We start from the raw sequence: 26344 nt of genomic DNA, 5'->3' as shown, positions 1-26344 counted from the left end.
GAGGCGCCCCCTGTTCCGGAGGCACGCGTGGCCCTGCGCAAGATACCCCTTGTTCCGATCATCGCCGCGGTGGCACTCGCCGCCCTTGTCGGCCCCAGTTCCCTGTCGTCCAGCGCTCCCGGCTCCGGTGCGCTGGCCGCGACCTCCGAGCCGGCCACCGCCAACCCGGTCGGCGCGGAGGAGTGGATGTACCTCCAGCGGGCCAACCCCGACGGCACCATCCCGGACGCGGCGGTCAGCCAGGCGATCGCCCAATCCGACCAGCTCGGCGCCGCGGCGAAGGCGTCACCGAGCACCGACCAGGTCTGGTCCGGTCTCGGCCCGAGCAACATCGGCGGCCGGATCCGCGACGTCGCCGCCGACCCGACCACCAAGGACGTCGTCTACATCGCCACCGGGACCGGTGGTTTGTGGAGGTCCAACGACGCCGGCGCGACCTTCGCCACCGCGTGGAACGACCAGCTGCCGCAGTCGATGGGCGCCGTCGCGGTCGACTCCCGTGGGGTCGTCTGGGCCGGCACCGGCGAGCCCGACCACGGCGGCGGTTCGGCGTACTACGGCAAGGGCGTCTACAAGTCGGCCGACGGCGGCAAGACCTGGGCCAACATGGGGCTGCGCGACGGCGACACGATCGGCCAGATCGTCATCGACCCGCGCAACGACAACCGCGTGTTCGTCGCCGTGATGGGTGCTCTGCACGACACCGAGCCGACCCGTGGCCTGTTCATGACCGAGAACGGCGGCCAGAGCTGGACCCGCGTCATCGTTCCGGGCAGCGCCTCGACCGGCGCCATCGACGTCAGCATCAACAAGAACAACCCCGACGTCATGCTCGCCACCACCTGGGACAAGATCCGCGACGAGAAGTCCCGCATCTACGGCAAGAACTCGTTCCTGTACCGCTCGACCGACGGCGGCCGGACCTGGGCGAACATCCACCAGCCGCCGCTGCCGCAGAGCGTGGACGTCGAGGGCCAGCCGGTCACCGCGACGTACGTCGGCCGGATGGGCGTCGACTTCAGCGACAGCGATCCCAACCGCGCGTACCTGATCTCCAGCACGGCCGGCGGCAACTTCAACGGCTTCTTCACCAGCGCGGACGCCGGCGCGACCTGGACCGCGGTCGGCCCGACCAGCGGCGGCACGCTGCAGTCCATCAGCGGCGGGTTCGCCTGGTGGTTCGGGCGCGTGTACGTCGACCCGGCCGACCCCAAGCACGTCTTCGCCGCCGGTGTCAGCCTGGCCGAGAGCCGCGACGGCGGTCTCACCTGGACGACGTCGCAGACCCCGCACGCCGACCAGCACGGGCTCGAGTGGGACCCGTTCACGCCGGGCAAGGTGTACCTCGGCAACGACGGCGGCTTCTACTGGTCGACCGAGAACGGCGCCGCCCGCGGCCTGTGGGCCAAGACCCCGAAGCTGCCGGTGACGCAGTTCTACGCGATGGACGTCTCGGTGCAGGACGGCCGGCGGCTCAACGCGGGCTCGCAGGACAACGGCTCGCTGAAGTCCTGGGCGTCCGACAACTCGGTCAACGGCGACTGGTTCAACTTCGTCGGCGGCGACGGCATGATGAACCGGATCGACCCGACCAACGACCGCAAGTACTACGGCTGCTCGCAGAACGGCGGCTGCCGCGGGTTCGTCGACGGGGCCGGCTACACGATGACGATCCCCGGCGCGCGGAAGAACTGGGTCGCTCCGCTGGAGTTCGCCGCCGACCCGCGGCACCTGTTCGGCGCCAGCGAGTACGTCAGCCGGATCAACACCGACGCCGGCCAGCGCGTGTGGCAGCGGATCAGCCCCGACCTGACCGAGGGCACCGAGCCGCGCGCACCGGGCTTCGGCACGGTTACCGCGATCGGGACGACGCCGGCCGACCCCAACCTGGTCTACGCCGGGACCGACAGCGGACTGATGTGGGTCAGCCGCAACGCCATGGCCGCACCGGACCAGGTGACCTGGGAGAAGCTGCAGAGCCCGGTCTTCCCGGGTCGCTGGGTCACCCGGATCACGGTCGACCCGCAGGACCCCGCGGTGGCCTGGGCGAGCTTCTCGGGCTGGCGCTCCGGTGAGGAGTACCCGCACCTGGTGATGACCAGGGACGGCGGCCGCACCTGGGCCGACATCGCAGGCAAGAAGATCCCGCAGGCGCCGGTGAACGACGTCATCCGGCACCCCAGCAAGAAGTCGTGGCTGTTCATCGCCACCGACGTCGGCGTCTTCCGGACCACCAACCTGGGCAAGACCTGGGTCAAGGTGGGCGCCAACCTGCCGCTGGTGCCGATCAACGACATCGACCTGCCGGCCGGCAGCTCCACGCTGTACGCCGCGACGTACGGCCGGAGCATCTGGACGACCTCGATCGCGGACGCCAACTGAGATCAGCCGAGCCCTGACCCGGCAATCCGGCACCCGACCGGCCCGACGGCCCGCCTTCTGGCGGACCCTCGGGCTGGTCGCGTTGTCCGCGCTGTTTCTCGCGCCACTCGTGGTGATGGTGCTCGGGTCCCTGCAACGGCCTCTCCAGCCGCCACCTGACGGGCTGGACCTGTGGCCGAACCCGGCGGAGTGGTCGAACTACTCGACCGTGCCGCGGTTCATGCCCCTGACCCGGCTGCTGCTGAACTCGCTGCTGCTCGTCGTGGTCGCCGTACCGATCACTGTGGTCGTCACCTCCATGGCCGGCCTGGCGATCGTGACGGCGAGGGGCCGGACGCGCCGCTTGCTGGTCGGTCTCTCGGTGTTCATGCTGCTGGTGCCGGCTGCGGCGCTGTGGGTGCCGCGAGTGGTTCTGCTGCGTGCGCTCGGCCTCGCCGACACGCCGCTCACCGTCGCCCTGCTGGCGCTGGCCGGGACGACGCCGTTCTACGTTCTGCTGTTCGCGCTGGCGTGCTCGCGGATCCCCGGCGCACTGCTCGAAGCCGCGACGCTGGAGGGCCTCAGCCCGTACGGCGTCTGGCGGCAGATCGCACTTCCCCTGGTCCGTCCCGCGGTGGTTGCGGTCGCGGCGCTGTCCGGGCTGTTCTACTGGTCCACGTTCATGGATCCGCTGACCCTCGTGTCGTCACCCGCCAACTGGCCGGTGGCGCTGGGACTGCGGAGCCTCAGCGAGATGGAGGCTGCTCTGTACCCGATCTACCTCGCCGCCGCGGTCGTGGTGACCGCGCCCGCGGTGCTCGCCTTCGCCGTCGGTCAGCGGTCCTTCTTCGCCTCGGTGGAGCGCCCGTGACGGCCCGTCTGTCGGCCCGTCTGCCGGTACGCCGGCTGGTCGCCGTACCGACGCTGGCGGCCCTGCTGGCCGTCGGTGCGTGCTCAGGTGAGCCCACCGCAGCCGGCGAATCGCAGCCGCCCGCGCGGATCACCGTCCAGGTCGGGGCCGACCCGGAAGAGGCAGCGGTCTACCGCAGCCTCGTGTCGGCGTACCAGAAAGCGGGCGGGGGAGAGGTCGAGCTGGTCACGGTGGCTCGTGGCGACCACTTGACGCGGCTGTCCACCGCCTTCACATCGGGCGACGCACCGGACGTGTTCCTGATCAACTACCGCGAGTACGCCCCGTTCGTGCAGCGCGGAGCCGTGGCGCCGGCCGGACCGCTGCTGGAGCGGCAGGGGCTGAAGACCGCCGACTACTACGAGGAGCCGCTGAAGGCGTTCAGCTACCAGGACGCCCTGCAGTGCATGCCGCAGAACATCTCGTCCCTCGTCGTGTACTGGAACCGTGCGCTGTTCCGGAAGGCGGGACTCAAGCCGCCGAAGGCGGGCTGGAGCTGGGCCGAGTTCGTGGCGACGGCCAAGGCGCTGTCGAAGGGATCGGTGAAGGGCGTCGGCATCGACCCGTCGATCACCCGGATGGCGCCGTTCATCTGGAGCAGCGGCGGCAGCATCGTCGACGACGACGCGACGCCGACCCGGACCACGCTGCACGAGCCCCGGGCCCGGGCCGCCCTTCAGGCGGTCGTCGACCTGGTCGGCAGCGGCGCGACGCCGAGCAAGGAGCAGTTGGCCGCGCAGGATGTCGACGAGCAGTTCATGACCGGCAAGCTGGCGATGTTCCTCAGCTCGCGCGTCGAGGTCCCGGCACTGCGCGAGCAGCGCGGCCTCGACTTCGACGTCGCCGGACTGCCCGTACTGGGGACGCCGGCCTCGGTGCTGCACTCCGACGCGTACTGCGTCGCGAGCAGCTCGCAGCACCAGGACGCCGCCGCGAAGTTCATCGCCTACGCCGTCGGGCAGCAGGGTCAGACCATCACCGCACTCGGCGGCCGCACCGTCCCGTCGCTGCGGTCGGTCGCGACCTCGCCCGCGTTCCTCAGCCCGTCCCGGCCGCCGGCGTCGTCCCAGGTGTTCCTCGACGCGATCCCGCAGCTGCGGCACACCCCGGTGACGCCGGCGTGGCCCGAGGTCGAAGATGTCATCGGCAACCAGTTGCAGCGGGCCTTCCAGGACGGCGTACCGCTCGACGAGGTCCTCGCGGCGATCCGCGCCGAGGCGGACCCGCTGCTGCGGCGCCGATGAGCCTGCGGGTCGAGGCCGCGCACAAGAGCTTCCGGGCTCATTCCGGGACGCGGGTCGTGGCGCTCGACGGCGTCGACCTGACGGCGGCCGACGACGAGCTCCTGGTCATCGTGGGGCCGTCGGGGTCGGGCAAGTCGACGCTGCTGCGTGCCGTGGCCGGACTGGAGACCCTTGACGCCGGGCGGGTCGTGATCGGAGACCGGGACGTCACGGCCGTGCCCGCGGCCCGGCGGGACGTCGCGATGGTGTTCCAGGAAGGGGCGCTGTTCCCGCACCTCAGCGTCGCGGCGAACATCGGCATCGGCGAACGCGCCCGGGGAGCGCGGCGACGCGACGTGGAGGTCCGGGTTCGCGAAGTGGCCCGCACGCTCGACGTCGAGCACCTGCTCGAGCGGATGCCGGGCGAGCTGAGTGGTGGCGAGCGGCAACGGGTGGCGCTCGCGCGGGTGATGGTCCGGGTGCCCGCGGTCTGCCTGCTCGACGAGCCGCTCGCCTCGGTGGACGCCGAGTTGCGGCTGCGGATGCGCGGCGAGATCCGGGCGGTGCAGCGGTCCCTGGGCGTGCCGATGGTGCACGTCACGCACGACCAGTTCGAGGCGATGGCGATGGGCGACCGGGTCGCGGTGATGGACGGCGGCCGGGTGCTGCAGTGCGATCGCCCCGAGGTCTTGTACGCGCAGCCCGCGACGACCGCGGTCGCCCGCATCGTCGGGCCGCTGCCGATGAACCTGCTGCCCGTTGCCGACGGCATCGTGGTGGGGGTGCGGCCGGAGCGGGTGCGGGTGTGCCGGGAGGACGAGGGCGGACGGGTCGGGACAGTGGTTTCGGTCGAGCCGGCGGGGGAGGAGTGCCTGGTCCGGGTGCTGGTGGACGAGGAGTTGCTCGCTCGGCTGCCGTGGACTGCTGCGCCGAAGGTCGGTGAGCGGGTGTCGGTGGCCTGGCGGCCGGAGGACGAGCACCACTTCGACGCCGCCAGCGGTCGTCGTCGATGAGCAGGCAATGGCGGTCGCCGTTGGCCGTTCCGTACCTGTTGGGATCGCTCCTGCTCGTCCTCGCCCCGCTCACACTGGCCGGTGCACTCGCGTTCACCGACTATTACGGCTTCCGCGCCCCGGAGTTCAGCGGCTTCCGCAACCTCGTCCGCCTCGCCGGCGACCGGCCGTTCTGGGACGCGGTCGGGGTCAGCGCGCTCATCGCTCTGATCGTCGTACCGCTGCGGTTGCTGCTGGCGATCGGCGCCGCGCTGCTCCTGGCCCGACGCCGTGGACCCCTGACGACGGTCGGCCGCGTCGCGGCGTACCTGCCGTCGACGATCCCCGACGCGGCCTGGGCGCTGCTGTGGCTGTGGATCCTGAACCCGCTGTACGGTCCGCTGCCGGCCCTGCTCGGCGCACTGGGCGTGCCCGACCCCGGGTTCCTCACGACGCCGTGGGGCGCGCGGCTCGGGCTCGCGCTGGTGCTGGCGTTCCAGGTCGGCGAGGCGTTCACGGTCGCCCTCGCCGCGCGCATCGCCATCCCGGTGCACCTGCACGAGGCGATCGAGGTCGAGGGCGGTTCCGCCTGGTTCGCGATGACCCGGGTGACGCTGCCGCTGATGGCGCCGGTGGTGATCGTGCTCGCCGTCCGGGACGTGGTCGTCGTCGTACAGAACGCGTTCGTGCCCGCGCTGCTGGTGACCGGCGGCGGCCCGGTCAACGCCACCCTCACCGCGCCGCTGCTGATCTACCGCCGAGCCTTCGAGTACGGCGAACTGGGCTATGCGAGCACGCTCTCGCTCACCCTGCTCGTGCTCACCGCCGCGGCGGCCGCGATCCCGCTCTGGATCGCCGCCCGGCTCAGCGCCCGGCAGCGGAGCCGGCGGTAAGTCCCAGCCGACTCCCAGCGGACTTTCGGCGAACCATCGGTCCGGCTCGGCACTCTGGTTCCACCGGAGACGAGGAGAAGCAGATGAAGCCCCCGCACGAACACGACCTGGGACTGGTCCACGACCTCGGGACCCTGCGCCGGCGCAACGTCCTGCGACTGCTGGCCGGGGCGGGACTGGCGGTGGTGGCCGGCTGCGCGACCGACGACAGCAGCAGTACGCCGTCCGCAAGCCCGAGCACCGGCTCGAGCCCGGGCGGCACCAGCAGCCCGACCACGGCGGGCGACTGCGTCGACGAGATCCCCGCGGAGACCGCCGGACCGTTCCCGGGCGACGGCACGAACGGACCGAACGTGCTGACCGAGTCGGGCATCGTCCGCAGCGACCTGACCAAGTCGTTCGGATCGGCCTCGGGCGTCGCCGCCGGCGTACCGCTGACGGTCGAGCTGATCGTCCAGGACGCGGGCAACTGCACACCGTTGGCGGGCGCGGCCGTCTACGTCTGGCACTGCGACGCCGAGGGCCGCTACTCGCTCTACTCCGACGGCGCCGAGAACGAGAACTACCTGCGCGGTGTCCAGGCCGCCGACGCGAGCGGCAAGGTCACCTTCCGCACGATCTTCCCCGCGGCGTACGACGGACGCTGGCCGCACATCCACTTCGAGGTCTACGCGTCGCTCACCGAAGCGACCGCCGCCGGGAAGATCAGCGCCACGTCCCAGCTCGCGCTGCCGGAGGACGTCTGCCGGGCCGTGTACGCCACCAGCGGGTACGACGGCAGCGCCGAGAACATGTCCCGGACGTCGCTGGAACGCGACCTGGTGTTCCGCGACGACGGCGCCGCGCGACAGCTCGCGACCGTCGGCGGGAACGTCCAGAGCGGCTACCAGGCGCGGCTCACCGTGGGCGTGTAGCGCGGAGTTACCGGCGGCCCAGTAGGTTTACTCCGATGTCAGAGCCGCGTGAACCTCAGAATCCCGCCCAGCCGGCGCCGCCGCCCGGTACCTGGGTCCTCGGTCGTGTCCGGGGGATCCAGCTGACCATGCGGTTCACCTGGCTCCCGGTCGCGATCCTGCTCGCGCTGGGCTTCTCGGCGATCATCGCGCAGCAGTTCCCGTACTTGTCCGGCGGCTGGCGCTACTTCGCGTCGTTCGCGTTCGTGGTCGCGTTCACGCTGTCGGTGCTGCTGCACGAGCTGGCGCACGCGCTGATGGCGCTGCGGTTCAGGATCTCGGTGACCGAAATCAACCTGGGCTTCTTCGCGGCCGGCACGCACATCGAGGGTGAGCGCAAGTCGCCGCTGGAGGAGTTCGCGATCTCCGTGGTCGGCCCGGTCGCCTCGCTGCTGGTCGGCGGCGCGGCGTACCTGGGCTCGCGCGCGCTGGACGAGGGCGTCGCGTACGCCGTGGTCATGCAGCTCGCGGTCGCCAACCTGATCGTCGGCGTCACCAACCTGCTGCCCGGGCTGCCGCTGGACGGCGGCTGGGTGGTCCGGGCCGCGGTCTGGAAGGCCACCGGCAACATGCACACCGGCACCGTCGTGGCCGCGTGGGCCGGCCGGCTGATCGCGATCGCGGTCCTGGCCGCACCGGTGATCCTGGAAGAGGTCTTCGACCGCAACCCGACGCTGATCGACTTCGTGATCGCGCTGGCGGTCGGGTTCTTCCTCTGGATGGGATCGACCGCGTCGCTGATGCAGGCCCGGTTGCGGCGCAAGCTGCCCGCCCTGCAGGTTCGCACGCTGGCCCGCCGCGCGATCGCGGTGCACGCCTGGACGCCGATCTCCGAGGCCGTGCGGCTCGCCGCCGAGGGCCAGGCCGGGGCGGTCGTCGTGATCGACGGCGAGGGCAAGCCGCACGCGCTGGTCCAGGAGGCCGCCGTGACGGCCGTCGCGCCGAACCAGCGCCCGTGGACGACGATCGGCGAGGTCGCCACCCGGATCAGCGCCGGCCACATCATCGGCGTCAACGACACCGGCGAGGAGATCCTGGCCACGCTGCGCAAGAACCCCGCCTCGGAGTACCTGGTGCTCGACGCCCAGGGCCAGGTGTACGGCGTCCTTGCGACCGCCGACGTCGAACGCGCCTTCCGCGGCCGCTGACCGTACGCCGTACGAGCCTCGGATTCGGGGCGCGGCGGGGGTGCGAAGTAGGGTGAGCCCCTTATGTCTGATCTGCGCGATTTTCCCGATGTGGCGTTTTCCGGGGTTCATCATGGGCCGTTGCAGCCGGGGGAGTGGATCACGTTGTCCGACTCCAAGGGGCGCCGGCACTCGGTGTTCCTCGAGCGCGGGAAGGTCTTCCACACCACCAAGGGCGGGATCGAGCACGACGAGCTGATCGACGGCCCGGACGCGGTCACGATCCGCTCCAAGGGCGGCGTGGAGTACCTCGCCCTGCGCCCGCTGATGGCCGACTACTCGGTGTCGATGCCACGCGGCGCCCAGGTGATCTACCCCAAGGACACCGCCCAGATCGTCACGATGGCCGACATCTTCCCCGGCGCCAAGGTGGTCGAGGCCGGGGCCGGGTCCGGTGCGCTGACCACCGCGCTGCTGCGGGCGGTCGGCGTGCACGGCGAGCTGATCTCGTTCGAGCGCCGCGAGGACTTCGCGGAGGTGGCCCGCAAGAACGTCACCGGCTTCTTCGGCGGCGAGCACCCGGCCTGGCGGCTCGAGGTCGGCGACCTGGTCGAGAAGCTGGACGAGACCGACGTGGACCGCGTCGTGCTGGACATGCTGGCCCCCTGGGAGTGCGTGGACGCCGTCGCGGCGGCCCTGGCCCCGGGCGGGGTGTTCTGCGCGTACGTGGCCACCACGACCCAGCTGAGCCGTTTCGTCGAGACCCTGCGCGCCCACGGCGAGTTCACCGAGCCGCGGGCCTGGGAGTCACTGGTGCGCGACTGGCACGTCGAGGGACTGGCCGTCCGGCCCGGCCACCGGATGCAAGGTCACACCGCGTTCCTGGTCACCGCGCGGCGGATGGCGCCCGGCGTGAAGGCGCCGCTGAAGAAGCGCCGCCCGGCGCCCGGGGCCTACGGCGACGACTATTCCGGACCGCGCCGGTCCGAATCCGCGCAGGACACGCCCTGACGTCGCGCCATTCTGTCCGCGCCGTGCTGTATTAAGGCGCAACAGGCTCGACCAGGCAACGGTTTCATCCGCAACCGACACGTGATGGGATTCAGCTTGCCCGGCGAGGTTTTCTGGGTAAGGTCCATAGGGTCGAGCCCCACATGGTGAGGTGATGATCGTGGCTGGAGACGAGAGTCCTACCGCGGCAGAGCTGCGCAACCAGGTCCGGTACCTGGAGGCCGAGGTCGCAGCGCTGCGGCGTCGTTTGCTGGAGCACCCGGCTGACAGCCGGTCGCTCGAGAGCAGGCTGTCCGAAACCCAGGCGTCCTTGGCGAGCGTGACCGCGCAGAACGAGCGGTTGGCGGACACGCTGCGCGAGGCCCGAGAGAAGATCATCGCCTTGAAGGAGGAGGTCGACCGGCTGGCGCAACCGCCGTCCGGCTTCGGGACCTTCCTCGGCCGCAACGACGACGACACGCTGGACGTGTTCACCGGAGGCCGCAAGCTCCGGGTCGCGGCGAGCCCCTCGGTTGACCTGGACGCGCTCAAGCTCGGCCAGGAACTGATGCTGAACGAGGCGCTGAACGTGGTCGAGGCCTGCGACTTCGAGGTCGTTGGCGACGTGGTGATGCTGAAGGAGCTGCTGGCCGACGGCGAGCGGGCGCTGGTGATCGCGCAGGCCGACGAGGAACGCATCGTCCGGCTCGCGTCGCCGCTGCTCGACGAGCCGCTGCGGGCCGGCGACTCGCTGCTGCTGGAGCCGCGCTCCGGCTACGTCTACGAGAAGATCCCGAAGTCCGAGGTCGAGGAGCTGGTGCTCGAAGAGGTCCCGGACATCGACTACACCCAGATCGGCGGCCTGTTCGGCCAGATCGAGCAGATCCGGGACGCGGTCGAGATGCCGTACCTGCACAAGGACCTGTTCCTGGAGCACGAGCTGAAGCCGCCGAAGGGTGTGCTGCTGTACGGCCCGCCCGGCTGCGGCAAGACGCTGATCGCCAAGGCGGTCGCGAACTCGCTGGCCAAGAAGGTGGCCGAGCGGACCGGTGTCGAGGGCAGGTCGTTCTTCCTCAACATCAAGGGTCCCGAGCTGCTGAACAAGTACGTCGGTGAGACCGAGCGGCACATCCGCCTGGTCTTCCAGCGGGCCCGGGAGAAGGCCTCCGAGGGCATGCCGGTGATCGTCTTCTTCGACGAGATGGACTCGCTGTTCCGGACCCGTGGTTCGGGGGTGTCCTCCGACGTGGAGAACACCATCGTGCCGCAGCTGCTGAGCGAGATCGACGGCGTCGAGGGCCTGGAGAACGTGATCGTGATCGGCGCCTCGAACCGTGAGGACATGATCGACCCGGCGATCCTGCGGCCGGGCCGGCTGGACGTGAAGATCAAGATCGAGCGTCCGGACGCCGAGGCGGCCCGCGACATCTTCTCCAAGTACCTGACCACCACGCTGCCGCTGCACCCCGAGGACCTCAGCGAGTTCAGCGGCGACCGGGCCGAGTGCGTCAACGGGATGATCCAGCGCACCGTCGAGCGGATGTACACCGAGGCCGACGAGAACCGGTTCCTCGAGGTGACGTATGCCAACGGTGACAAGGAAGTCCTGTACTTCAAGGACTTCAACTCCGGCGCGATGATCCAGAACATCGTCGACCGGGCCAAGAAGATGGCGATCAAGGCGTTCCTCGACGACGGGCAGAAGGGGCTGCGGGTGCAGCACCTGCTGCAGGCCTGCGTGGACGAGTTCAAGGAGAACGAGGACCTGCCGAACACCACGAACCCCGACGACTGGGCCCGCATCTCCGGCAAGAAGGGCGAGCGGATCGTCTACATCCGCACGCTCATCTCCGGCAAGCAGGGCACCGAGCCGGGCCGTTCGATCGACACGGCGACCAACACCGGTCAGTACCTGTAACCCAGGCTCGACGTCAGCCGCCCCGGTCCGGAACCTCGGACCGGGGCGGCTGTCGCGTGTGCGGACCCTCCGGCTTGCTTAGGGTGACACGTCAACCTAAGATGATGACGTGTCAACCAACGGGCGTCGATCGCGACGCCACTTGCCGGTGAGGAGCACCGCATGACCACCGAGAACGACCCTCAGACCCAGGCCACCGCCACCTTCGCGCCGTCGCGCCGGAGGCTGTTCGGGGCCGCCGCCGGCGTTGCCGGAGCAGCCGCTCTGGCCGCGGCCGCCGTACCCGCTTCGGCCGCCGTACCGGCCGCGGCGCAGGGTCGTGAGGACACAAGCCGCTACCTGACCCCGTTGCAGGTCGCCGCCGGGTTCTACGCCAGCTACAACGGCGACCTCGCGGCCGGCTTCGAGCGCTACATCTCCAAGGACCTGTTGCTGCACGGGTTCAACGGCCCGGAGAACCGCGACGACTGGATCGCCGGGGATCTGAGCATCAAGAAGGGCCTGACCGGCTACGAGCTGACCGTGCTCGACCAGATCGTGGAAGGCACCAAGGTCGTCACCCGCTGGAGCTTCGGCGGCGTGCACACCGGCACGATCTTCGGCATCCCGGCCTCGGGCCGCACGGTGAAGCTCAGCGGTATCTCCATCGACCGGGTGATCAAGGGCCAGTCCATCGAGCACTGGTCCGAAGGCAACTTCGGCCGGTGGCTCGACGAGCTGCGCGGTGCGTGATGGGCACGCTTGACGGCAAGATCGCACTCATCACCGGTACCGGAAGTGGCATGGGTCGTGTCGCGGCGCAGATCTTCGCCAGAGAAGGTGCACGGGTCATCGGCACCGACATCCAGGCCGAGGCCGACAAAGAGACTGCCGAGCTCGTACGCCGTGCGGGCGGGGAGATGACCAGCATCGCGCCGGTCGACCTCACCGACGCCGACCAGGTGCGGCAACTCGCAGAGGACGCCGCGGACGCCTACGGAGGCCTCGACATCGTCTACAACAACGCGGCCCTGCAGCGCTTCGGGCCGATGCCGGACTTCTCCGTGGAGGACTGGCGGGTGACGCAGGCAGGCGAGCTCGACATCCCGTTCTACGTCTCGAAGTTCACCTGGCCACACCTGGTACGGCGCGGCGGCGGGGTGATCATCAACGTCGCCTCGGTGGCGGGCCTGATCGGCGGCGCGACGCCTCCGATGGTCGCGCACACCGCCGCCAACGCCGGCGTCATCGGCATGACGCGGCAACTCGCGCTGGAAGGCGCGCCGCACGGCATCCGCGCGGTGGCGATCAGCCCCGGCCCGATCCTGACCCCGGCCAGCGACCGGGATCTCGGCGACGACCAGGCGGTGCGCAGCGCGATCACCGCCAAGACGCTGCTGAAGCGCTTCGGCCGGCCGGAGGAGGTCGTCGAACTGGCGGCGTTCCTGGCGTCCGACCGAGCGGGCTACATCACCGGCGCCAACTACGCGGTCGACGGTGGGGCGAGCGCCTGGTAACCGATCCGAGCCGGGCATGCCCGATCGGCTCGAACCTGCTGACCGCCTCGGAGCTCACGGGTTTCGGGGCGGCCCGTCGTTGTGCACGACCTCGGTGCTGCACCGGGATCGGTCGCGCTGCAAGCGCGACCTGTACCGGAGCGGCCGGCGCGCAAGGGGCCTGGGTCTACCGGTGGCCCTGGGACGGGTTGGTCGTCGCAAGGGGTCGGGCCGGGGTTTCCCCCTATTCCGGGTCGGAGCCGGCCGCCGTACGGTCGGGGTATGGCGACGGACGAGATGCGCAAGGACCTACGGGCGGCAGTCGCGGCGCGGCAGGACCTGGGGGCGGAATACGAACCCGAGATCATCGACGGGTTCCTGGACAAGCTCGACGCGCGCGCCGCCGCCCGGTACGGGCAGGGGCCGTTGCCCGAGCCCGCCGCGCCCAGGCCGCCGGCCGGCAAGCCGGACAACGACCCGGGCGGCCTGGCGCTGGCGATCGTGTCGGTCGTGGCCGGCATCCCGATCACCGCGATCGCCGCCAACATGGAGGGCACGATCGCGGTGATCATCTGCTGGGGCGGCCTGGTCGGCGTCAACCTGGCCCGCGCGGTGGCCCGCTTCACCACCCGCTGAGCCGTTCCGCGCACCCCGGCTGACCCGTCGGCTACGGCGTGAGCGGCACCACGCGACCCTCGGCGTCCCAGGCGCGGTACTCCTCCTGCGGATCGCCGGGGCGAGGCTGACCGTCGCCGGCCGGCGGCTTGTACTGCCCGGACGGGATCAGGGCAGCGCTGTGCGTGAAGGCGAACCCGCCTGTCACGACGCCGTCGATCCATTGCCCGTGTCCATCGCCCCAGACAATCCGCGACTGCACCCGCGCGATCCCCGGCCGGACTCGGTGCAGCGCCTGGAAGTCCGCCAAGTTCGGACCGCCTCGCCCGTCACCCGCGACCGATCCCGCCAAGGCCAGCGTGACCCCGCCCCTGGCTGCTGACGGCTGCTCGCGCCACGCGCTGTCGCGCACCGCTCTCGTCCCTCCGCCCACGAAACAGGCGAACATCCCGAGCTTGTACGTCGCCCCGGGCTGTCCCGGCGTCGTTTGAGTCAGCACCATCACACCGGAGTTCGGCCGGCCGGGCGACGGCGTACCGACCTTGCGGCTCCACAGCACGGAGGTGCGCTTCACTCCGGGCAACCGACAGTCCCGCGCCGCCCGGGCGGCCTCCGCGGCAGTCGCAGGTCCCAGATCGATGCGGAACTCCTTCCCGACCCTGACGAGCTTGGTCCTTTCGACCACCGGCGTCGACGGCGAGGCGGCGGCCGGGGGAGCAGGCACCACATCTTCCGCACGGTTAGTGATCGCCAGCGTTCCGGCGACGACTCCGCTCACGGCAGCCACGGCGATCAGCGGCGCGACCCAGCGACGGTGAGTCGCCGGCGCTTCGTCGACCGCGGTCATCACCCGGCGACGCAGTTCCTCGCGCTGTGACGGGCTCAGCGGCGGCACCGGCGGGGGATCGAGCTTCGTGGTCATCACAACTCCTCGGACAGAGCGACCCGCGACAGCAGGTCGGGGAAGCGGCGGCGGGTGCGGTGCAGGCGGGCCTTGACGGTGCCTTCGGCAACGCCCAGGGCGGCCGCGGTCTCGGCGACGGTCAGGCCGGCCCAGACGACCAGCTCGAGCGTCTCCTGCTCGTGCCGGGGGAGCTTGGCCAGCGCACGGCGTACGGCGGACATCCGGCGTTCGTCGTCCAGCCGGCCGGCTACCGAGGCGGCGTGGTCGGGGTGGATGCCGGGTTCGGGCAGGCGGTCGAGCAGGCTGCGGAAGCGCCGGGTTGTGCGGTGCAGGGTGCGGCACTCGTTCGCGGCGACGACCAGCAACCAGCCTCGGGCCGACGCCCCGGTCAGCGGCCCGGGTGGGTTGTGCTGGAACCGCCGCCAGGTCGTCAGGAACGTCGTCTGCACGACGTCCTCGGCCGCCGCCCACGACGCCGTACGGCGGAACGCGAACGCGTGCACGTCGTCGGCGTACCGGTCGAACAGCAGGCCCAGCGCCTCCCGGTCCCCGTCGCGCAGGCGGTCCCAGAGCACGCCGTCCCCGGGACCGGCGGGTGGGCCGGCAGCCATCGGGGACTCCGTCTCGTCGGTCAGGATGATCTTCACACCCTTTGATGACCGCCCGAGCCGCAAAAGGTTGCCTACAGCTGCCGGAGGTGGTCGCCGAGCAGGGCGGTGGTGTCGGGCACGAAGGGCCAGGACGGATCGTCGAGACGGCCGATCAGGTCGGGCACCGTCATCCAGGCTCCCCAGTCGACCTCTTCGGGCTGGTGGTGGATCGGGCCGTCCCATCGGCAGGTGTAGAGGTACGCGTGGTAGTTCGTGAACTCGTCGGCGTAGTCGCCTTCGGGCAGCTTCTGCAGCTCCACCCCGCTGATCCCGAGCTCCTCGGCGAGCTCGCGCACCACCGCGTCGTACGGGTCCTCACCGGCCGCGATCACGCCCCCGGCCATGAAGTCGTACCGGGCCGGGTAGACGTCCTTGGTCGGCGTCCGGCGGTGCACGTAGACCTCGCCCGCGGAGTTGCGCACCAGTACGCCGGTCGCCGAGTGCCGCAGGTTGTCGCGTCGCATCACCGAGCGCGGCGCCGACCCGCAGACCACACCGTCGGCATCCACCAGGGCCACGAGTTCGTCCATGCCCGAAGTCTCACACGGCACCGGTGTAGTGCACCTCGTGGATCCACTGGTCCCGCGGCTGCCGGTGCAGCGCCCAGTACTCCTCGGCGATGGCATCCGGGTCGAACGCCGTACCGGGTGCGACCGGGCCGTAGACCGTCACTGTGGCGGCATGGAGGCCTTCTTCGCCGTACGTCTGGTCGAGCAGGCTGACGAGCGCCCTGACCCCCGCCTTGCCGAGCGAGAGACTCACGTACGCCGGTTTGGTCTCGGGCATTCCTCCGGTGATCAGGAACGACCCTCCGCCGTTCGCTGTCATCGCAGGAGCCAGGTGCGCGGCGGCGGTGATCGCCCCGCCGACGTTGACCGCCCAGGCGTCCAGTTGCTCGCGCAGGGACAGGTCGCCGATCCGGTCCGCGGCGATCTTCGCCGCGTTGTAGACCATCACATCCGGCGTCCCCAGCTCGGCCACCACCTTGTCCAACGCGGTCCGCAGTGCTGATTCGTCGGTGCTGTCGGCGGCCAGCGTGATGCTGCCCAGGTCCGGCGCCGGCCGCTGCCGGGCGATCAGCGCGACCGGCAGTCCCTCCCGCGCGAACCTGCGCGCCACCGCCTGCCCGATCCCCGGTCCCGCCCCGATCACCACGACTCCCGGCATGTCCGCTCCTTCGGCTGTGTTGTCATGTTCATCAGGGACGGTAGGCCGTGACATCGGTGTGAAGGTCAAGACGGAGGAGCGTGGCAATGCTGATCGGTGAGCTCGCGGCGCGGACCGGTGTGAGCCGCAGGATGATCCGGTACTACGAACAGCAGGGCCTGCTCGCGTCGGCCCGCACCGCCAACGGTTACCGCGAGTACGACGACCAGGCTCCGGTCGTCGTCGGTCACATCCGCAAGCTGCTGGCCGCCGGCCTTCCGACCGCGACGATCGCCGGACTGCTGCAGTGTGTGCACGGCGATCCCGAGCAGCCGGTGCTGTCCGGCTGCCCCGGCATGGTCGACGGTCTGCAGGCCGAGCGAGCTCGCGTCGCCGCCGAGATCAGCCGGTTGAGCACGTCCCAGAAGGTGCTGGACACCCTGCTGGAAGCGGCCGTTCACGGACCTCGATGACGTCGTCACCGGCTCGGAGCACGCCCTTCGTCGGCGGGACCGCGTAGGCTCGTTCGCATGAGTGTTCGGCGGATCATGGGGACCGAGACCGAGTTCGGGATCTCGGTGCCTGGTCAGCCCGGGGCGAACCCGATGCTGACCTCGAGCCAGGTGGTGAACGGCTATGCCCAGACGCAGCCGCTGGCGCGCAAGACGCGGTGGGACTTCGACGAGGAGCACCCGCTGCGGGACGCGCGCGGCTTCGACCTGAGCCGGGAGGTGGCCGACTCCAGCCAGCTCACCGACGAGGAGACCGGGCTGGCCAACGTGATCCTCACCAACGGCGCCCGGCTGTACGTCGACCACGCCCACCCGGAGTACTCCGCGCCGGAGTGCACCAACCCGCGCGACGTGGTGGTGTGGGACAAGGCCGGCGAGCTGGTGATCATGGAGGGTGCCCGGCAGGCCCGTCAGATCCCGGGTGCGCCCCCACTCAACCTGTACAAGAACAACACCGACAACAAGGGCGCGTCGTACGGGTCGCACGAGAACTACCTGATGCGCCGGTCCACGCCGTTCGCGTCGATCGTGCGGCACCTGACGCCGTTTTTCGTCAGCCGCCAGGTGGTCACCGGCGCGGGCCGGGTCGGGATCGGCCAGGACGGCGCCGGCCACGGCTTCCAGATCAGCCAGCGGGCCGACTACTTCGAGGTCGAGGTCGGCCTGGAGACCACGCTGAAGCGGCCGATCATCAACACCCGCGACGAGCCGCACGCCAATCCCGACCGGTACCGGCGGCTGCACGTGATCATCGGCGACGCGAACCTGTCGGAGATCTCGACGTACCTCAAGGTCGGCACCACGTCGCTGGTGCTGTCGATGATCGAGGACGGCTGGCTGACCGACGACCTGAGCGTCGACCGTCCGGTGACCGCGCTGCACGAGGTCAGCCACGACCCGACCTGCACGCACCTGATGACGCTCAAGGACGGCCGCAAGCTGACCGCCGTCCAGCTCCAGACCGAATACCTGGAGCAGGCCCGCAAGTACGTCGAGGACAAGTACGGCGACGACGCGGACCGGCAGACCAAGGACGTGCTGCACCGCTGGGAGCACGTGCTCGACCAGCTCGCGATCGACCCGATGCGGCTGGCCGACCAGCTCGACTGGGTCGCCAAGCTGAAGCTGCTGCAGTCCTACCGCGACCGCGACGGCCTGGCCTGGGACGACTCCAAGCTGGCCCTGGTCGACCTGCAGTACGCCGACCTGCGCCCGGACAAGGGCCTGTACTTCAAGCTGGTGAAGTCCGGCCGGATGCAGCGCCTCGTCACCGACGAGGAGATCCGGATGGCCGTCTCGCACCCGCCGACCGACACCCGCGCCTACTTCCGCGGCCGCTGCATGCAGCAGTACGCCGGCCAGGTCGCGGCCGCCTCCTGGGACTCGGTGATCTTCGACCTGCCAGGTCGCGAGTCGCTGCAGCGGATTCCCACGCTGGACCCGTTGCGCGGCACCAAGGCCCATGTCGGAGCACTTCTCGACCAGTGCGACACCGCGAGTGACCTGGTTCGCACCATTACTGGGGGCGCCGCCGGGTAGGGTCGCACTAGAAGCAACGAAAGGGCCGGTTGGGCGTCTCTTTCAGTGCGGTTCTAGGAGGTGTGTGCCATGGCGAAGGACGGCGGGCAGCAGCACAAGCAGCCCAAGCGTTCGACCACCGAGGAAGAGGTCGAGCAGGTCGAGGCGTCGGAAGACGTCGCCGAGCGCAAGGAGCGGCTCGACGAGGACGTCGACTCGATTCTCGACGAGATCGACGAAGTGCTCGAGGAGAACGCGGAGGAGTTCGTCCGCGGCTTCGTGCAAAAGGGTGGGGAGTGAACCGCTAGATGACATTCGATGCCTCCGGCCGCTTGCCGGAAGCCTTCCTGACCCCAGGTGGCTCGTCGTTCATGGACTTCCTGGCCGGGCACGCGCCCGACCTGCTGCCCGGACGACGGTCCCTGGGGACAGGTGACCTGTCCAAGGACGTCCCGCACGGTACGACGATCGTCGCCGCCACCTTCGACGGTGGTGTCGTGATGGCCGGCGACCGGCGCGCCACGATGGGCAACATCATCGCCCAGCGCGACATCGAGAAGGTGTTTCCCGCCGACGAGTACTCGTGCGTCGGGATCGCCGGCTCGGCCGGGCTGGCGATCGAGATGGTCCGGCTGTTCCAGGTCGAGCTCGAGCACTACGAGAAGCTCGAGGGCACCACGCTCAGCCTGGACGGCAAGGCCAACCGGCTCAGCGCGCTGATCCGCGGCAATCTGGCGATGGCGATGCAGGGCCTGGCCGTGGTGCCGCTGTTCGCCGGGTACGACCACGACATCTCCGGCGGCCGGATCTTCTCCTACGACCCGACCGGTGGGCGCTACGAGGAGCAGGCCTTCCACAGCGTCGGGTCGGGCTCGCTGTTCGCCCGCGGCTCGCTGAAGAAGCTCTACCGCGAGGGCATGTCGGCGACCGAGTGCGTGACGGCGACCATCCAGGCGCTGTACGACGCGGCCGACGACGACTCCGCGACCGGTGGACCGGACATGGCCCGGCGGATCTTCCCGGTGATCGGGGTGGTCACGGCCGACGGTTACCAGCGGATGCCCGAGGCGGAGGTCGGCGAGATCGTCGACTCCGTGGTCGGCGCCCGGCTGCAGCGCCCCGACGGCCCCGCCGCCCCGCTGTCCTGAGCCGGCTGACGAGCGAGTAGAGGATCACGATGAGCACTCCGTTCTACGTCTCACCTGAGCAGCTGATGCGGGACCGGGCCGACTTCGCCCGCAAGGGCATCGCCAAGGGCCGCAGCGCGATCGCGTTGCAGTACGCCGACGGCATCCTGTTCGTCGCGGAGAACCGGTCGCCCGCGCTGCACAAGGTGGCCGAGATCTACGACCGGATGGCCTTCGCGGCCGTCGGGCGGTACAACGAGTTCGAGAACCTGCGGATCGCCGGCGTCCGGCTGGCCGACATGCGCGGGTACTCCTACGACCGCCGCGACGTCACCGGCCGCGCACTGGCCAACGCGTACGCGCAGACGCTCGGCGCGATCTTCTCCTCCGGCGGCGAGAAGCCGCTCGAGGTGGAGATCCTGGTCGCCGAGGTCGGCGCGACCTCGGCCGACGACCAGATCTACCGGCTGACCTACGACGGCTCGATCGCCGACGTCCGGGGTTACGCCGTGATGGGTGGTCCGGCCGAGCAGGTCGCCGACTACGTGGGCGAGCACTACTCCGAGGGCATCTCGCTGGCCGGCGCGCTGCGGCTCGCGGTGGACGCGCTCGGGCACGACTCCAGCGAGGTCCGTCAGCTGGAGCCGGACCAGATCGAGGTCGCGGTGCTGGACCGGACCCGCACCCAGGTCCGCAAGTTCAAGCGGATCTCGGAGCAGACACTGGCCCGGATCCTGTCCGAGTCGCGACCCGACACGGCACCTTCCGAGCCCTCGGCACACGCCGACGGCGCGGAGACCGTCGACGGCGGCTACGAGAGCACCGCGGACGACGCCCCGGTCGCCCCGGCGGACGACGATGCCCCCATCGCGCCGCCGGAGGACCCGACCGACAACCGTCCGCTGTGACCCAGCAGGACCAGACGCCGTCCGCCGCCGGGAGTTCTCCGGCGGCGGACGGCGCTTTGCCCGGGCTGGCACGGCCCGGTGATCCCGAACCGTGGGAGCTGCTGGGGGAGAAGAACGTCTACGACGGCTTCCTCACCGTGAACGTCCGGCAGTACCGGATGCCGTCCGGGCGGCCGGCGGAGTGGGACGTCTTCGGGCCCCGGCAGACCTCCGGTGTCGTCGGAGGAATCACCGTGCTGCCGCTGACTCCCGACGGCCGGGTTGTTGCCATCCGGCTGTTCCGCGCGGGCCCCGATCGCATCGTCACGAATCTCCCCGGCGGCGTCATCGACCCCGGGGAGGAGCCGGCCGCGGCGGGTCGTCGCGAACTGACCGAGGAAACCGGCTACACCTGCGGCTCGATCGAGGTGGTCGGGTGGATGTGGTCGGCGGCCTCCTCGACGTACCGCAAGTACGTCGCGATCGCCCGCGACTTCGAGGACATCGTGCCGATCGAGCTCACCGTCGACGAGCTCCGCCGCGAGCTGCGGACCCCCGGGGCGATGACCGGCACCGACGCCGCCTACCTGGCGCTCGACCACGCCGGCCTGCTCTGACCCGCTGCGAGCGACGCAAAACCGTTTGCGGCCGCGACTCGGCCCCCGCAGGATGACGAGCGTGTTGACCACCGTCTGGCCTCTGCGGCAACTCCGCCTGACCACCGAGCGGCTGGTCCTGCGCCCGCCGACCGAGGACGAGCTCGCGGCCCTCGCCGAGCTCGCCGCCGAAGGAGTGCACGAGCCGGGCGAGCAGCCCTTCCTCACCGCGTGGACCGATCTGCCCCCGGCGGAGCGCGCGCGGCACGTGATGCAGCAGCACTGGCGTCACCTCGGGACGTGGACCCAGAACGACTGGGAGCTGGAGCTCGGCGTTTTCCGCGACGGCGAACCGCTGGGCCTGGTCGGTCTGATGGGCAGCGAGTTCGCCGTACTGCGTGAGGTGAAGACCTGGTCGTGGCTCGGCCTGCGGCATCAGCGGCAGGGCTACGGCACCGAAGCACGCGTTGCGCTCCTGCAGCTCGCCTTCGACGGCCTGGACGCCGAAGCAGCCCGCACCGAGGTCTTCCAGGACAACGCCGGTTCGCAGGGGGTGTCGCGCAAGCTCGGCTACCAGCCGGACGGCATCTCGCGCGACGTCCTGCACGGCAAGGCTGTCGTCTCGGACCGCCTGCGCCTGACCCGGGCGGACTGGCTGCGCGCCGGGCACCCGAAGGTCGAGATCACCGGACTGGCCGAGTGCCGGGACTGGTTCGTCGGCCCGAGCTGATTCACGCGGATGCGATCCGCGGGCCTGCCCGATGGTGGAGCTGGCTGTACCCCGAAGCCGGGTTCCGGCTGGACTGTGTTCGTGGCCCGATCTTTCTAGCGTGAGAGGCGTCCTGGTACGTCTCGCACGGTTCGGAAGGTTGGCACCATGTTCAAGGCACGCAGCGGGCGCGACAAGCAGACCGGAGGCGGCGGCGTCCTGGTCGCGGACGCCCCGGCGTACGCGGTCACGCTGGACTCGGTGACGAAGACCTACCGAACCGGAGCGACCGAGGTGCGGGCGCTCGACGGCGTCTCGCTCGGTCTGCGGCGGGGGAGTTTCACCGCGGTGATGGGGCCGTCGGGGTCGGGCAAGAGCACTTTCCTGCACTGTGCGGCCGGGCTCGACCAGCCGACCTCGGGCCGGGTCTGGCTGGGCGACACCGAGCTGACCCGGCTCGACGAGAAGCAGCTGACCGTGCAGCGCCGGACCCGGATCGGTTTCGTCTTCCAGGCCTACAACCTGATCCCGTCGCTGTCCGTCCGCGACAACATCACCTTGCCGCAGCGCTTCTCCGGCGTACCGGTGGACGAGGCGTGGTTCGCCGAGGTCGTGCGGGAGGTCGGCCTGGCCGATCGGCTCACCCACCGGCCCAGCGAGCTGTCCGGCGGTCAGCAGCAGCGGGTCGCGATCGCGCGGGCGCTGATCACCCGGCCGGAAGCGGTGTTCGCCGACGAGCCGACCGGCGCGCTCGACTCGAGAACGGGCAAGCAGGTACTGCGGCTGATGCGATCGCTGGTCGACTCGTTCGGCCAGACGATCCTGATGGTGACCCACGACCCGATCGCCGCGGCCTGGGCCGATCGCGTCGTGTTCCTCGCCGACGGCCGGTTGGCCGGCGAGCTGACCGACCCGACCGCTGACAGCGTCGCCGCGCACCTGACCCACCTCGGGGAGTGGTGACCGTGTTCTCGTTCGCCTGGAGCACGATCAAGGCGCGCTGGACCGGTTTCGCCGGTGCCTTCATCGCCTTGTTCTGCGGTGCCGCGCTGCTGTCCGCGTGCGGGTTCCTGTTGCAGTCCGGCTTGCTCGCCGGCATCAACCCCGAGCGGTACGCCGGCGCCTCGGTGGTCGTCGCCGGCAACCAGAAGCTCGCCGTCGCCGAGTCGCCGGACGCCGACCTCGGCGACCACGTACCGCTGGACGCGAACCGGCTCGCCGAGATCGCGGCGGTGCCCGGTGTGGCCCAGGCCGTACCGGACTACTCGTTCCGCCTGACGCTGGCCGGCAAGTCCGGCGGCCTGGTCCAGGGCGAGCAGGGCAGGTCGCCGTCCGGACACGGTCGCAGTTCGGTTGCCCTCGGCCCGTTGTCCGTGCGGGAGGGCGCGCTGCCCACCGGCCGGTCCGACGTCGCGCTCGACCGGGACGCCGCGGCAGCCGGCGGCTTCGTGCTCGGCGACCAGGTCAGGATCGCGATCGGATCGCATCCGGCGACGTACCGGCTGAGCGGGATCGTCGATCCGCCGGACGGTTCCTTCCGCGAACCGGTCGTGTTGTTCACCGACGACGTGGCCAGGCAACTGTCCGGCCGGCCCGGTCACCTGTACGCCGTGGGCGTGCTGGCGGCACCCGGCGTCGACCAGAACGACCTGGCGGACTCGATCGAGCAGCGGCTGGGCGAATCGGTGACCACGGCAACCGGTGACGACAGGGGCAAGTTGGAGTTCCAGGACTCGTCGGCTGCCTCCGGTCTGTTGATGGCGGTGGCGGGCTCGTTCGGTGGGATCGCGGCGATCGTCGCGATGTTCGTGGTGGCGGGCACCCTGGGGTTATCGATCCAGCAGCGGCGGCGCGAGTTCGCTCTGCTGCGTGCGGTCGCCGCCACGCCCCGGCAGGTGCACCGGCTGATCGGTGCCGAGATCCTGATCGTGTCGCTCGCCGCGTCGGTGCCGGGCGCGATGCTCGGCTACGGGCTGGTGTGGTTGCTGCGCGCGGCCTTCGTCCGGATCGGCGTGATCCCGGCGGACTTCGGACTCTCGCTGCTGCCCGTCCCGATCCTGGCCGCGGTCTTGCTGTCGGTCCTGACCGCCGCGCTGGCGGGCTGGATGTCGGCTCGGCGCGCGGTGAAGATCCGGCCGGTGGAAGCACTCGGGGAGTCGAGTGTGGAGACGCCGGAGCTCGGTCCGGTCCGGACGCTGATCGGACTCCTGCTGCTGGCCGGCGGCCTGGTGATGTGCGCGGTACCGGTGTTCGTCGCCGGCGAGGTCGGCACGATTGTGGCCGCGAGTTCGTCACTGATCCTGGTGATCGCCGTGGCGCTGCTCGGCCCGCGGATCGTCCAAGGGGCGTTGACGTTCGTCGGCCCGGTCCTGCGGCGTTCCGGCGGTGCCTCTAGCTACCTGGCCGCGGCCAACCTCACCCAGAACTCGCGCCGCGTCGCCAGCGCCGTCGTACCGCTCGTGCTGGCGATCACGATCATGATCGTGCAGGTCTCGGTCGGAGCCGCGCAGGTGAAGGAGGCCGGCCGGCAGGCGGACCAAGGGGTCGTCGCCGATCTGGTGGTGGCCAGCGCCGGCGCGGGGCTGTCGGCCGACCTGGCCGACCGGATCCGCGACACGGCGGGCGTACGGACCGCGACGGCTGTGACCAGAGGACCGGCGACGATCAAGTACGCCGACCTCGGCGACAGTTCGGCGCAGTCCGTTCTCGGCTTCGCGGCGCAAGGTGTGGTCGTGAAGGATCTGGCCGACACGCTCGACCTCGATGTCCGCGAAGGCGACCTCGGTGGGTTGAAGGATCAGGGGACCGTCGCGCTGAGCGAGTCCGCGGCGCAGCAGAGCAGGACCGGCCTGGGACGTCAGGTGGAGCTGTTCCTCGGTGACGGCACCCGGCTGACACCGGTGGTGGTGGCGATCTACCACAACGGCATGGGCTTCGGTGACGTGACGCTGCCGCGCGACGTGTTGCTCGACCACCTGTCCACGCCTCTGGACAACTCGGTGCTCGTCCGGGCCGAGCCGGGGGTCGACGCGAGCGCGCTGGCCGCCACGCTGACGAAGCAGTTCGCGGGCGACCTGGGGGTGGTGCTCGCCGACCGTACGACGATGGCGGAGGCCCAGCAGGCGGGTCTCGACCTCAACCGCTGGACGAATCTCATCCTGCTCGCCGCGCTCTTCGGGTACGTCGCGATCAACGTGGCCAACAGCCTGGTGATGAGTACGACGGCCAGGCGGCGCGAGTTCGCACTCCTCCGGCTCGTCGGCATCGGCCGGCGCCAGGTGCGCCGGATGATGCTGTTCGAGTCGGCCGTAGTGATCGGGCTGGCGCTGGTGCTCAGCGCGCTGCTGTGCCTGCCGCCGATGATCGGCGTCACGGTCGGGCTGAGCGAGGCGGCCACCGTGGTGCCGACGATCTCGCCGGTCACCACCGCGCTCACCGCGGGTGGGGTGGTCGTCCTGGGCCTGCTCTCGATCATGCTCCCGACCCGCCGGGTGCTCCGTCACCGGCCGGTGGACGCGATCGGTCTGCGCGAATGACTCGGACTGCGTCTCTGGCACGGTCGACGCCGTTCGGGTCCGCTGGACCGCGGGCCCGGCCCGCCGCAGGTCGCCGAGGTGATCCTGCACCGCGCGGAGGGCTGACACAGGCCGGGTAAACTGACCGGCGGGCCGCTACTGGCGTTCAGGTGGGTCACCACCGGGGAACGGCCCGCCGGAGTCCCGCACCGCGGTTCCGGCCGAAGCCGCGCGCCTGGGCACGACGATCTGTTCGCCGACGCCCGAAGGAGCGCGCCGCATGACCACGCCAGAAACCACCACCACCTCGTCCGCCGGGTTCGCGGACACCGCCCGTCCGATGATCGGGACCGACCTCGCCGCGGCGATGGTGGCCCAGGCCGCCGAGCGGGCCGCGAAACTGCGCGAGGAGACCGGCGTCCAGCCGTGCCTGGCCACGGTGCTGGTCGGCGACGACCCCGCCTCCGCGACGTACGTCCGGATGAAGCAGAACCGGAGCAAGAAGGCCGGCATCGCCTCGGTCAGTGTGGTGCTCCCGGCAACCACGACGACCGAAGAGCTTGTCGCAGAGCTGACCAGGCTGTCCGAAGACCCGACCGTGCACGGCATCCTGCTGCAGCACCCCGTGCCGGACCAGATCGACGAACGCGCGGCGTTCGAGGCGATCGCGCCGGCCAAGGACGTCGACGGCGTCACCATGCACTCGTTCGCCGCGATGGCCTTCGGCGAACCCGGCTTCCGCTCCTGCACCCCCGGCGGCATCCTGCGCCTGCTCGAGGCGTACGACGTCCCGCTGGCCGGCGCGCACGCCGTGGTGATCGGCCGCAGCCCGATTCTCGGCAAGCCGGCCGGAATGTTGCTGCTGGCATCGAACGCCACGGTCACCTACACCCACTCCCGCACCCAGGACCTGCCCGAGCTGGTCCGCCAGGCCGACATCGTGGTGGCGGCGGTCGGCAAGCCGAACTTCGTCCGCGGCGCGTGGCTGAAGCCGGGCGCGGTCGTGGTGGACGCCGGATACAACGAGGGCAACATCGGCGACGTGCACGCCGAGGAGGCCGCGCAGGTCGCGAGCCTGCTCACCCCGGTCCCCGGCGGTGTCGGCCCGATGACGATCGCCCTCCTCCTGGAGCAGACGGTCGACGCCGCGGAGTCCCAGACCGCCAAGCCCTGACGACACCGAACACCGAACGTCCGAAGAACCCGAGGCAATAGCGCTCTGTTCTTCGGACGTAACCGCTCGGTGAGGGTTCGGCGGCGAGACGGGCGAGCGACGCCAGCGCGGTCTGACCTAATGTTGAGACAAGTGTCCAGCGCCGACCA

Annotated in this window: 26 protein-coding genes and 1 riboswitch; of the genes, 22 read left to right on the top strand and 4 right to left on the bottom strand. The window is 70.5% G+C overall.

What is annotated here, in order from left to right; translation table 11 throughout:
- Positions 1–27 precede the first annotated feature (27 nt).
- From BWI15_RS09865 to BWI15_RS09810, 12 genes are all read left to right on the top strand, one after another.
- A complete protein-coding gene (locus BWI15_RS09865; RefSeq protein WP_083750652.1) occupies positions 28–2382 on the top strand; it encodes a WD40/YVTN/BNR-like repeat-containing protein in 2355 nt (784 codons plus the stop codon).
- Between the two features lie 82 nt (positions 2383–2464).
- Positions 2465–3232: an ABC transporter permease subunit gene (locus BWI15_RS09860; protein WP_237771211.1), complete on the top strand. Its 768-nt coding sequence runs from the start codon at positions 2465–2467 to the stop codon at positions 3230–3232.
- Positions 3229–4515: an ABC transporter substrate-binding protein gene (locus BWI15_RS09855; protein WP_237771210.1), complete on the top strand. Its 1287-nt coding sequence runs from the start codon at positions 3229–3231 to the stop codon at positions 4513–4515. Before BWI15_RS09860 ends, BWI15_RS09855 begins: the two co-directional genes overlap by 4 nt.
- Positions 4512–5507 (top strand): ABC transporter ATP-binding protein, encoded by a 996-nt coding sequence (locus tag BWI15_RS09850; RefSeq protein ID WP_077014033.1) that lies wholly within the window; start codon positions 4512–4514, stop codon positions 5505–5507. The genes BWI15_RS09855 and BWI15_RS09850 overlap by 4 nt, the downstream gene beginning before the upstream one ends.
- The gene (locus BWI15_RS09845; protein ID WP_077014032.1) at positions 5504–6379 is read left to right on the top strand and encodes a carbohydrate ABC transporter permease; all 876 of its coding nucleotides are present in this window, start codon (positions 5504–5506) and stop codon (positions 6377–6379) included. The genes BWI15_RS09850 and BWI15_RS09845 overlap by 4 nt, the downstream gene beginning before the upstream one ends.
- An 83-nt stretch (positions 6380–6462) precedes the next feature.
- Positions 6463–7293 (top strand): intradiol ring-cleavage dioxygenase, encoded by an 831-nt coding sequence (locus tag BWI15_RS09840; protein WP_077014031.1) that lies wholly within the window; start codon positions 6463–6465, stop codon positions 7291–7293.
- A 35-nt stretch (positions 7294–7328) separates the two neighbouring features.
- On the top strand, positions 7329–8480 hold the full coding sequence (locus BWI15_RS09835; RefSeq protein WP_237771209.1) for a site-2 protease family protein: 1152 nt from the start codon (positions 7329–7331) through the stop codon (positions 8478–8480).
- 63 nt (positions 8481–8543) lie between these two features.
- A complete protein-coding gene (locus tag BWI15_RS09830) occupies positions 8544–9470 on the top strand; it encodes a tRNA (adenine-N1)-methyltransferase (RefSeq protein WP_077014029.1) in 927 nt (308 codons plus the stop codon).
- A gap of 154 nt (positions 9471–9624) precedes the next feature.
- Positions 9625–11367: a proteasome ATPase gene (gene arc, locus BWI15_RS09825; protein WP_077014028.1), complete on the top strand. Its 1743-nt coding sequence runs from the start codon at positions 9625–9627 to the stop codon at positions 11365–11367.
- Positions 11368–11529: 162 nt separating this feature from the next.
- Positions 11530–12099, top strand: coding sequence for an ester cyclase (locus BWI15_RS09820; protein ID WP_077014027.1), 570 nt, complete (start codon positions 11530–11532; stop codon positions 12097–12099).
- Positions 12099–12863 carry an SDR family NAD(P)-dependent oxidoreductase gene (locus tag BWI15_RS09815; protein WP_077014026.1) on the top strand — a complete coding sequence of 255 codons (765 nt, stop codon included), beginning with the start codon at positions 12099–12101 and terminating at the stop codon, positions 12861–12863. Before BWI15_RS09820 ends, BWI15_RS09815 begins: the two co-directional genes overlap by 1 nt.
- 261 nt (positions 12864–13124) lie before the next feature.
- On the top strand, positions 13125–13478 hold the full coding sequence (locus BWI15_RS09810) for a hypothetical protein (RefSeq protein ID WP_077014025.1): 354 nt from the start codon (positions 13125–13127) through the stop codon (positions 13476–13478).
- A 31-nt stretch (positions 13479–13509) separates the two neighbouring features.
- On the opposite strand, the gene BWI15_RS09805 is transcribed toward BWI15_RS09810, so the two are convergent.
- Genes BWI15_RS09805 through BWI15_RS09790 form a run of 4 tightly spaced genes read right to left on the bottom strand, consistent with a single transcriptional unit; the run spans position 13510 to position 16178 of the window.
- The gene (locus BWI15_RS09805) at positions 13510–14379 is read right to left on the bottom strand and encodes a hypothetical protein (RefSeq protein WP_077014024.1); all 870 of its coding nucleotides are present in this window, start codon (positions 14377–14379) and stop codon (positions 13510–13512) included.
- The gene (locus tag BWI15_RS09800) at positions 14379–15008 is read right to left on the bottom strand and encodes an RNA polymerase sigma factor (protein ID WP_237771208.1); all 630 of its coding nucleotides are present in this window, start codon (positions 15006–15008) and stop codon (positions 14379–14381) included. The genes BWI15_RS09805 and BWI15_RS09800 overlap by 1 nt, the downstream gene beginning before the upstream one ends.
- A 35-nt stretch (positions 15009–15043) precedes the next feature.
- The gene (locus BWI15_RS09795) at positions 15044–15541 is read right to left on the bottom strand and encodes an NUDIX hydrolase (RefSeq protein WP_077014023.1); all 498 of its coding nucleotides are present in this window, start codon (positions 15539–15541) and stop codon (positions 15044–15046) included.
- Positions 15542–15551: 10 nt separating this feature from the next.
- Entirely contained in the window at positions 15552–16178 is a 627-nt protein-coding gene (locus tag BWI15_RS09790; RefSeq protein WP_077014022.1) for an SDR family NAD(P)-dependent oxidoreductase, read from the bottom strand.
- A gap of 86 nt (positions 16179–16264) precedes the next feature.
- Between BWI15_RS09790 and BWI15_RS09785 the strand changes: the two genes are divergently transcribed.
- The 10 genes from BWI15_RS09785 to BWI15_RS09740 all read left to right on the top strand — a co-directional run bounded on the left by BWI15_RS09785 (position 16265) and on the right by BWI15_RS09740 (position 26195).
- A complete protein-coding gene (locus tag BWI15_RS09785) occupies positions 16265–16630 on the top strand; it encodes a MerR family transcriptional regulator (protein ID WP_077014021.1) in 366 nt (121 codons plus the stop codon).
- Positions 16631–16687: 57 nt separating this feature from the next.
- Positions 16688–18208 (top strand): depupylase/deamidase Dop, encoded by a 1521-nt coding sequence (gene dop, locus BWI15_RS09780; RefSeq protein ID WP_077014020.1) that lies wholly within the window; start codon positions 16688–16690, stop codon positions 18206–18208.
- 69 nt (positions 18209–18277) lie between these two features.
- Complete coding sequence (locus tag BWI15_RS09775) at positions 18278–18487, top strand: ubiquitin-like protein Pup (RefSeq protein ID WP_077014019.1); 210 nt, start codon at positions 18278–18280, stop codon at positions 18485–18487.
- 8 nt (positions 18488–18495) lie between these two features.
- On the top strand, positions 18496–19335 hold the full coding sequence (gene prcB / locus BWI15_RS09770) for a proteasome subunit beta (protein WP_077014018.1): 840 nt from the start codon (positions 18496–18498) through the stop codon (positions 19333–19335).
- A 29-nt stretch (positions 19336–19364) separates the two neighbouring features.
- Entirely contained in the window at positions 19365–20222 is an 858-nt protein-coding gene (prcA, locus tag BWI15_RS09765; protein ID WP_077014017.1) for a proteasome subunit alpha, read from the top strand.
- A complete protein-coding gene (locus BWI15_RS09760) occupies positions 20219–20818 on the top strand; it encodes an NUDIX hydrolase (protein WP_077014016.1) in 600 nt (199 codons plus the stop codon). The genes prcA and BWI15_RS09760 overlap by 4 nt, the downstream gene beginning before the upstream one ends.
- Before the next feature lie 61 nt (positions 20819–20879).
- Entirely contained in the window at positions 20880–21527 is a 648-nt protein-coding gene (locus tag BWI15_RS09755; RefSeq protein ID WP_077014015.1) for a GNAT family N-acetyltransferase, read from the top strand.
- 147 nt (positions 21528–21674) lie between these two features.
- Positions 21675–22469 carry an ABC transporter ATP-binding protein gene (locus tag BWI15_RS09750; protein ID WP_143465464.1) on the top strand — a complete coding sequence of 265 codons (795 nt, stop codon included), beginning with the start codon at positions 21675–21677 and terminating at the stop codon, positions 22467–22469.
- Entirely contained in the window at positions 22466–25042 is a 2577-nt protein-coding gene (locus BWI15_RS09745; RefSeq protein WP_168197284.1) for an FtsX-like permease family protein, read from the top strand. Before BWI15_RS09750 ends, BWI15_RS09745 begins: the two co-directional genes overlap by 4 nt.
- A gap of 124 nt (positions 25043–25166) precedes the next feature.
- Positions 25167–25269, top strand: a riboswitch (ZMP/ZTP riboswitch).
- 32 nt (positions 25270–25301) lie between these two features.
- On the top strand, positions 25302–26195 hold the full coding sequence (locus BWI15_RS09740) for a bifunctional 5,10-methylenetetrahydrofolate dehydrogenase/5,10-methenyltetrahydrofolate cyclohydrolase (RefSeq protein WP_077014014.1): 894 nt from the start codon (positions 25302–25304) through the stop codon (positions 26193–26195).
- The last annotated feature ends 149 nt before the right edge of the window (positions 26196–26344 follow it).

It is taken from the genome of Kribbella sp. ALI-6-A, from assembly GCF_001984195.1.
GTDB lineage: Bacteria > Actinomycetota > Actinomycetes > Propionibacteriales > Kribbellaceae > Kribbella.
Note: the sequence above shows the minus strand (reverse complement) of the source record. Positions and strands in the feature narration are given on the sequence as shown.

Bases quoted from the DNA above. Each gene is read 5' to 3' on its own strand.
- BWI15_RS09850 (WP_077014033.1), top strand. From the start codon at position 4,512: ATGAGCCTGCGGGTCGAGGCCGCGCACAAGAGCTTCCGGGCTCATTCC.
- BWI15_RS09845 (WP_077014032.1), top strand. From the start codon at position 5,504: ATGAGCAGGCAATGGCGGTCGCCGTTGGCCGTTCCGTACCTGTTGGGA.
- BWI15_RS09840 (WP_077014031.1), top strand. From the start codon at position 6,463: ATGAAGCCCCCGCACGAACACGACCTGGGACTGGTCCACGACCTCGGG.
- BWI15_RS09835 (WP_237771209.1), top strand. From the start codon at position 7,329: ATGTCAGAGCCGCGTGAACCTCAGAATCCCGCCCAGCCGGCGCCGCCG.
- BWI15_RS09830 (WP_077014029.1), top strand. From the start codon at position 8,544: ATGTCTGATCTGCGCGATTTTCCCGATGTGGCGTTTTCCGGGGTTCAT.
- arc (WP_077014028.1), top strand. From the start codon at position 9,625: ATGATCGTGGCTGGAGACGAGAGTCCTACCGCGGCAGAGCTGCGCAAC.
- BWI15_RS09820 (WP_077014027.1), top strand. From the start codon at position 11,530: ATGACCACCGAGAACGACCCTCAGACCCAGGCCACCGCCACCTTCGCG.
- BWI15_RS09815 (WP_077014026.1), top strand. From the start codon at position 12,099: ATGGGCACGCTTGACGGCAAGATCGCACTCATCACCGGTACCGGAAGT.
- BWI15_RS09810 (WP_077014025.1), top strand. From the start codon at position 13,125: ATGGCGACGGACGAGATGCGCAAGGACCTACGGGCGGCAGTCGCGGCG.
- BWI15_RS09805 (WP_077014024.1), bottom strand. From the start codon at position 14,379: ATGACCACGAAGCTCGATCCCCCGCCGGTGCCGCCGCTGAGCCCGTCA.
- BWI15_RS09795 (WP_077014023.1), bottom strand. From the start codon at position 15,541: ATGGACGAACTCGTGGCCCTGGTGGATGCCGACGGTGTGGTCTGCGGG.
- BWI15_RS09790 (WP_077014022.1), bottom strand. From the start codon at position 16,178: ATGCCGGGAGTCGTGGTGATCGGGGCGGGACCGGGGATCGGGCAGGCG.
- BWI15_RS09785 (WP_077014021.1), top strand. From the start codon at position 16,265: ATGCTGATCGGTGAGCTCGCGGCGCGGACCGGTGTGAGCCGCAGGATG.
- dop (WP_077014020.1), top strand. From the start codon at position 16,688: ATGAGTGTTCGGCGGATCATGGGGACCGAGACCGAGTTCGGGATCTCG.
- BWI15_RS09775 (WP_077014019.1), top strand. From the start codon at position 18,278: ATGGCGAAGGACGGCGGGCAGCAGCACAAGCAGCCCAAGCGTTCGACC.
- prcB (WP_077014018.1), top strand. From the start codon at position 18,496: ATGACATTCGATGCCTCCGGCCGCTTGCCGGAAGCCTTCCTGACCCCA.
- prcA (WP_077014017.1), top strand. From the start codon at position 19,365: ATGAGCACTCCGTTCTACGTCTCACCTGAGCAGCTGATGCGGGACCGG.
- BWI15_RS09750 (WP_143465464.1), top strand. From the start codon at position 21,675: ATGTTCAAGGCACGCAGCGGGCGCGACAAGCAGACCGGAGGCGGCGGC.
- BWI15_RS09740 (WP_077014014.1), top strand. From the start codon at position 25,302: ATGACCACGCCAGAAACCACCACCACCTCGTCCGCCGGGTTCGCGGAC.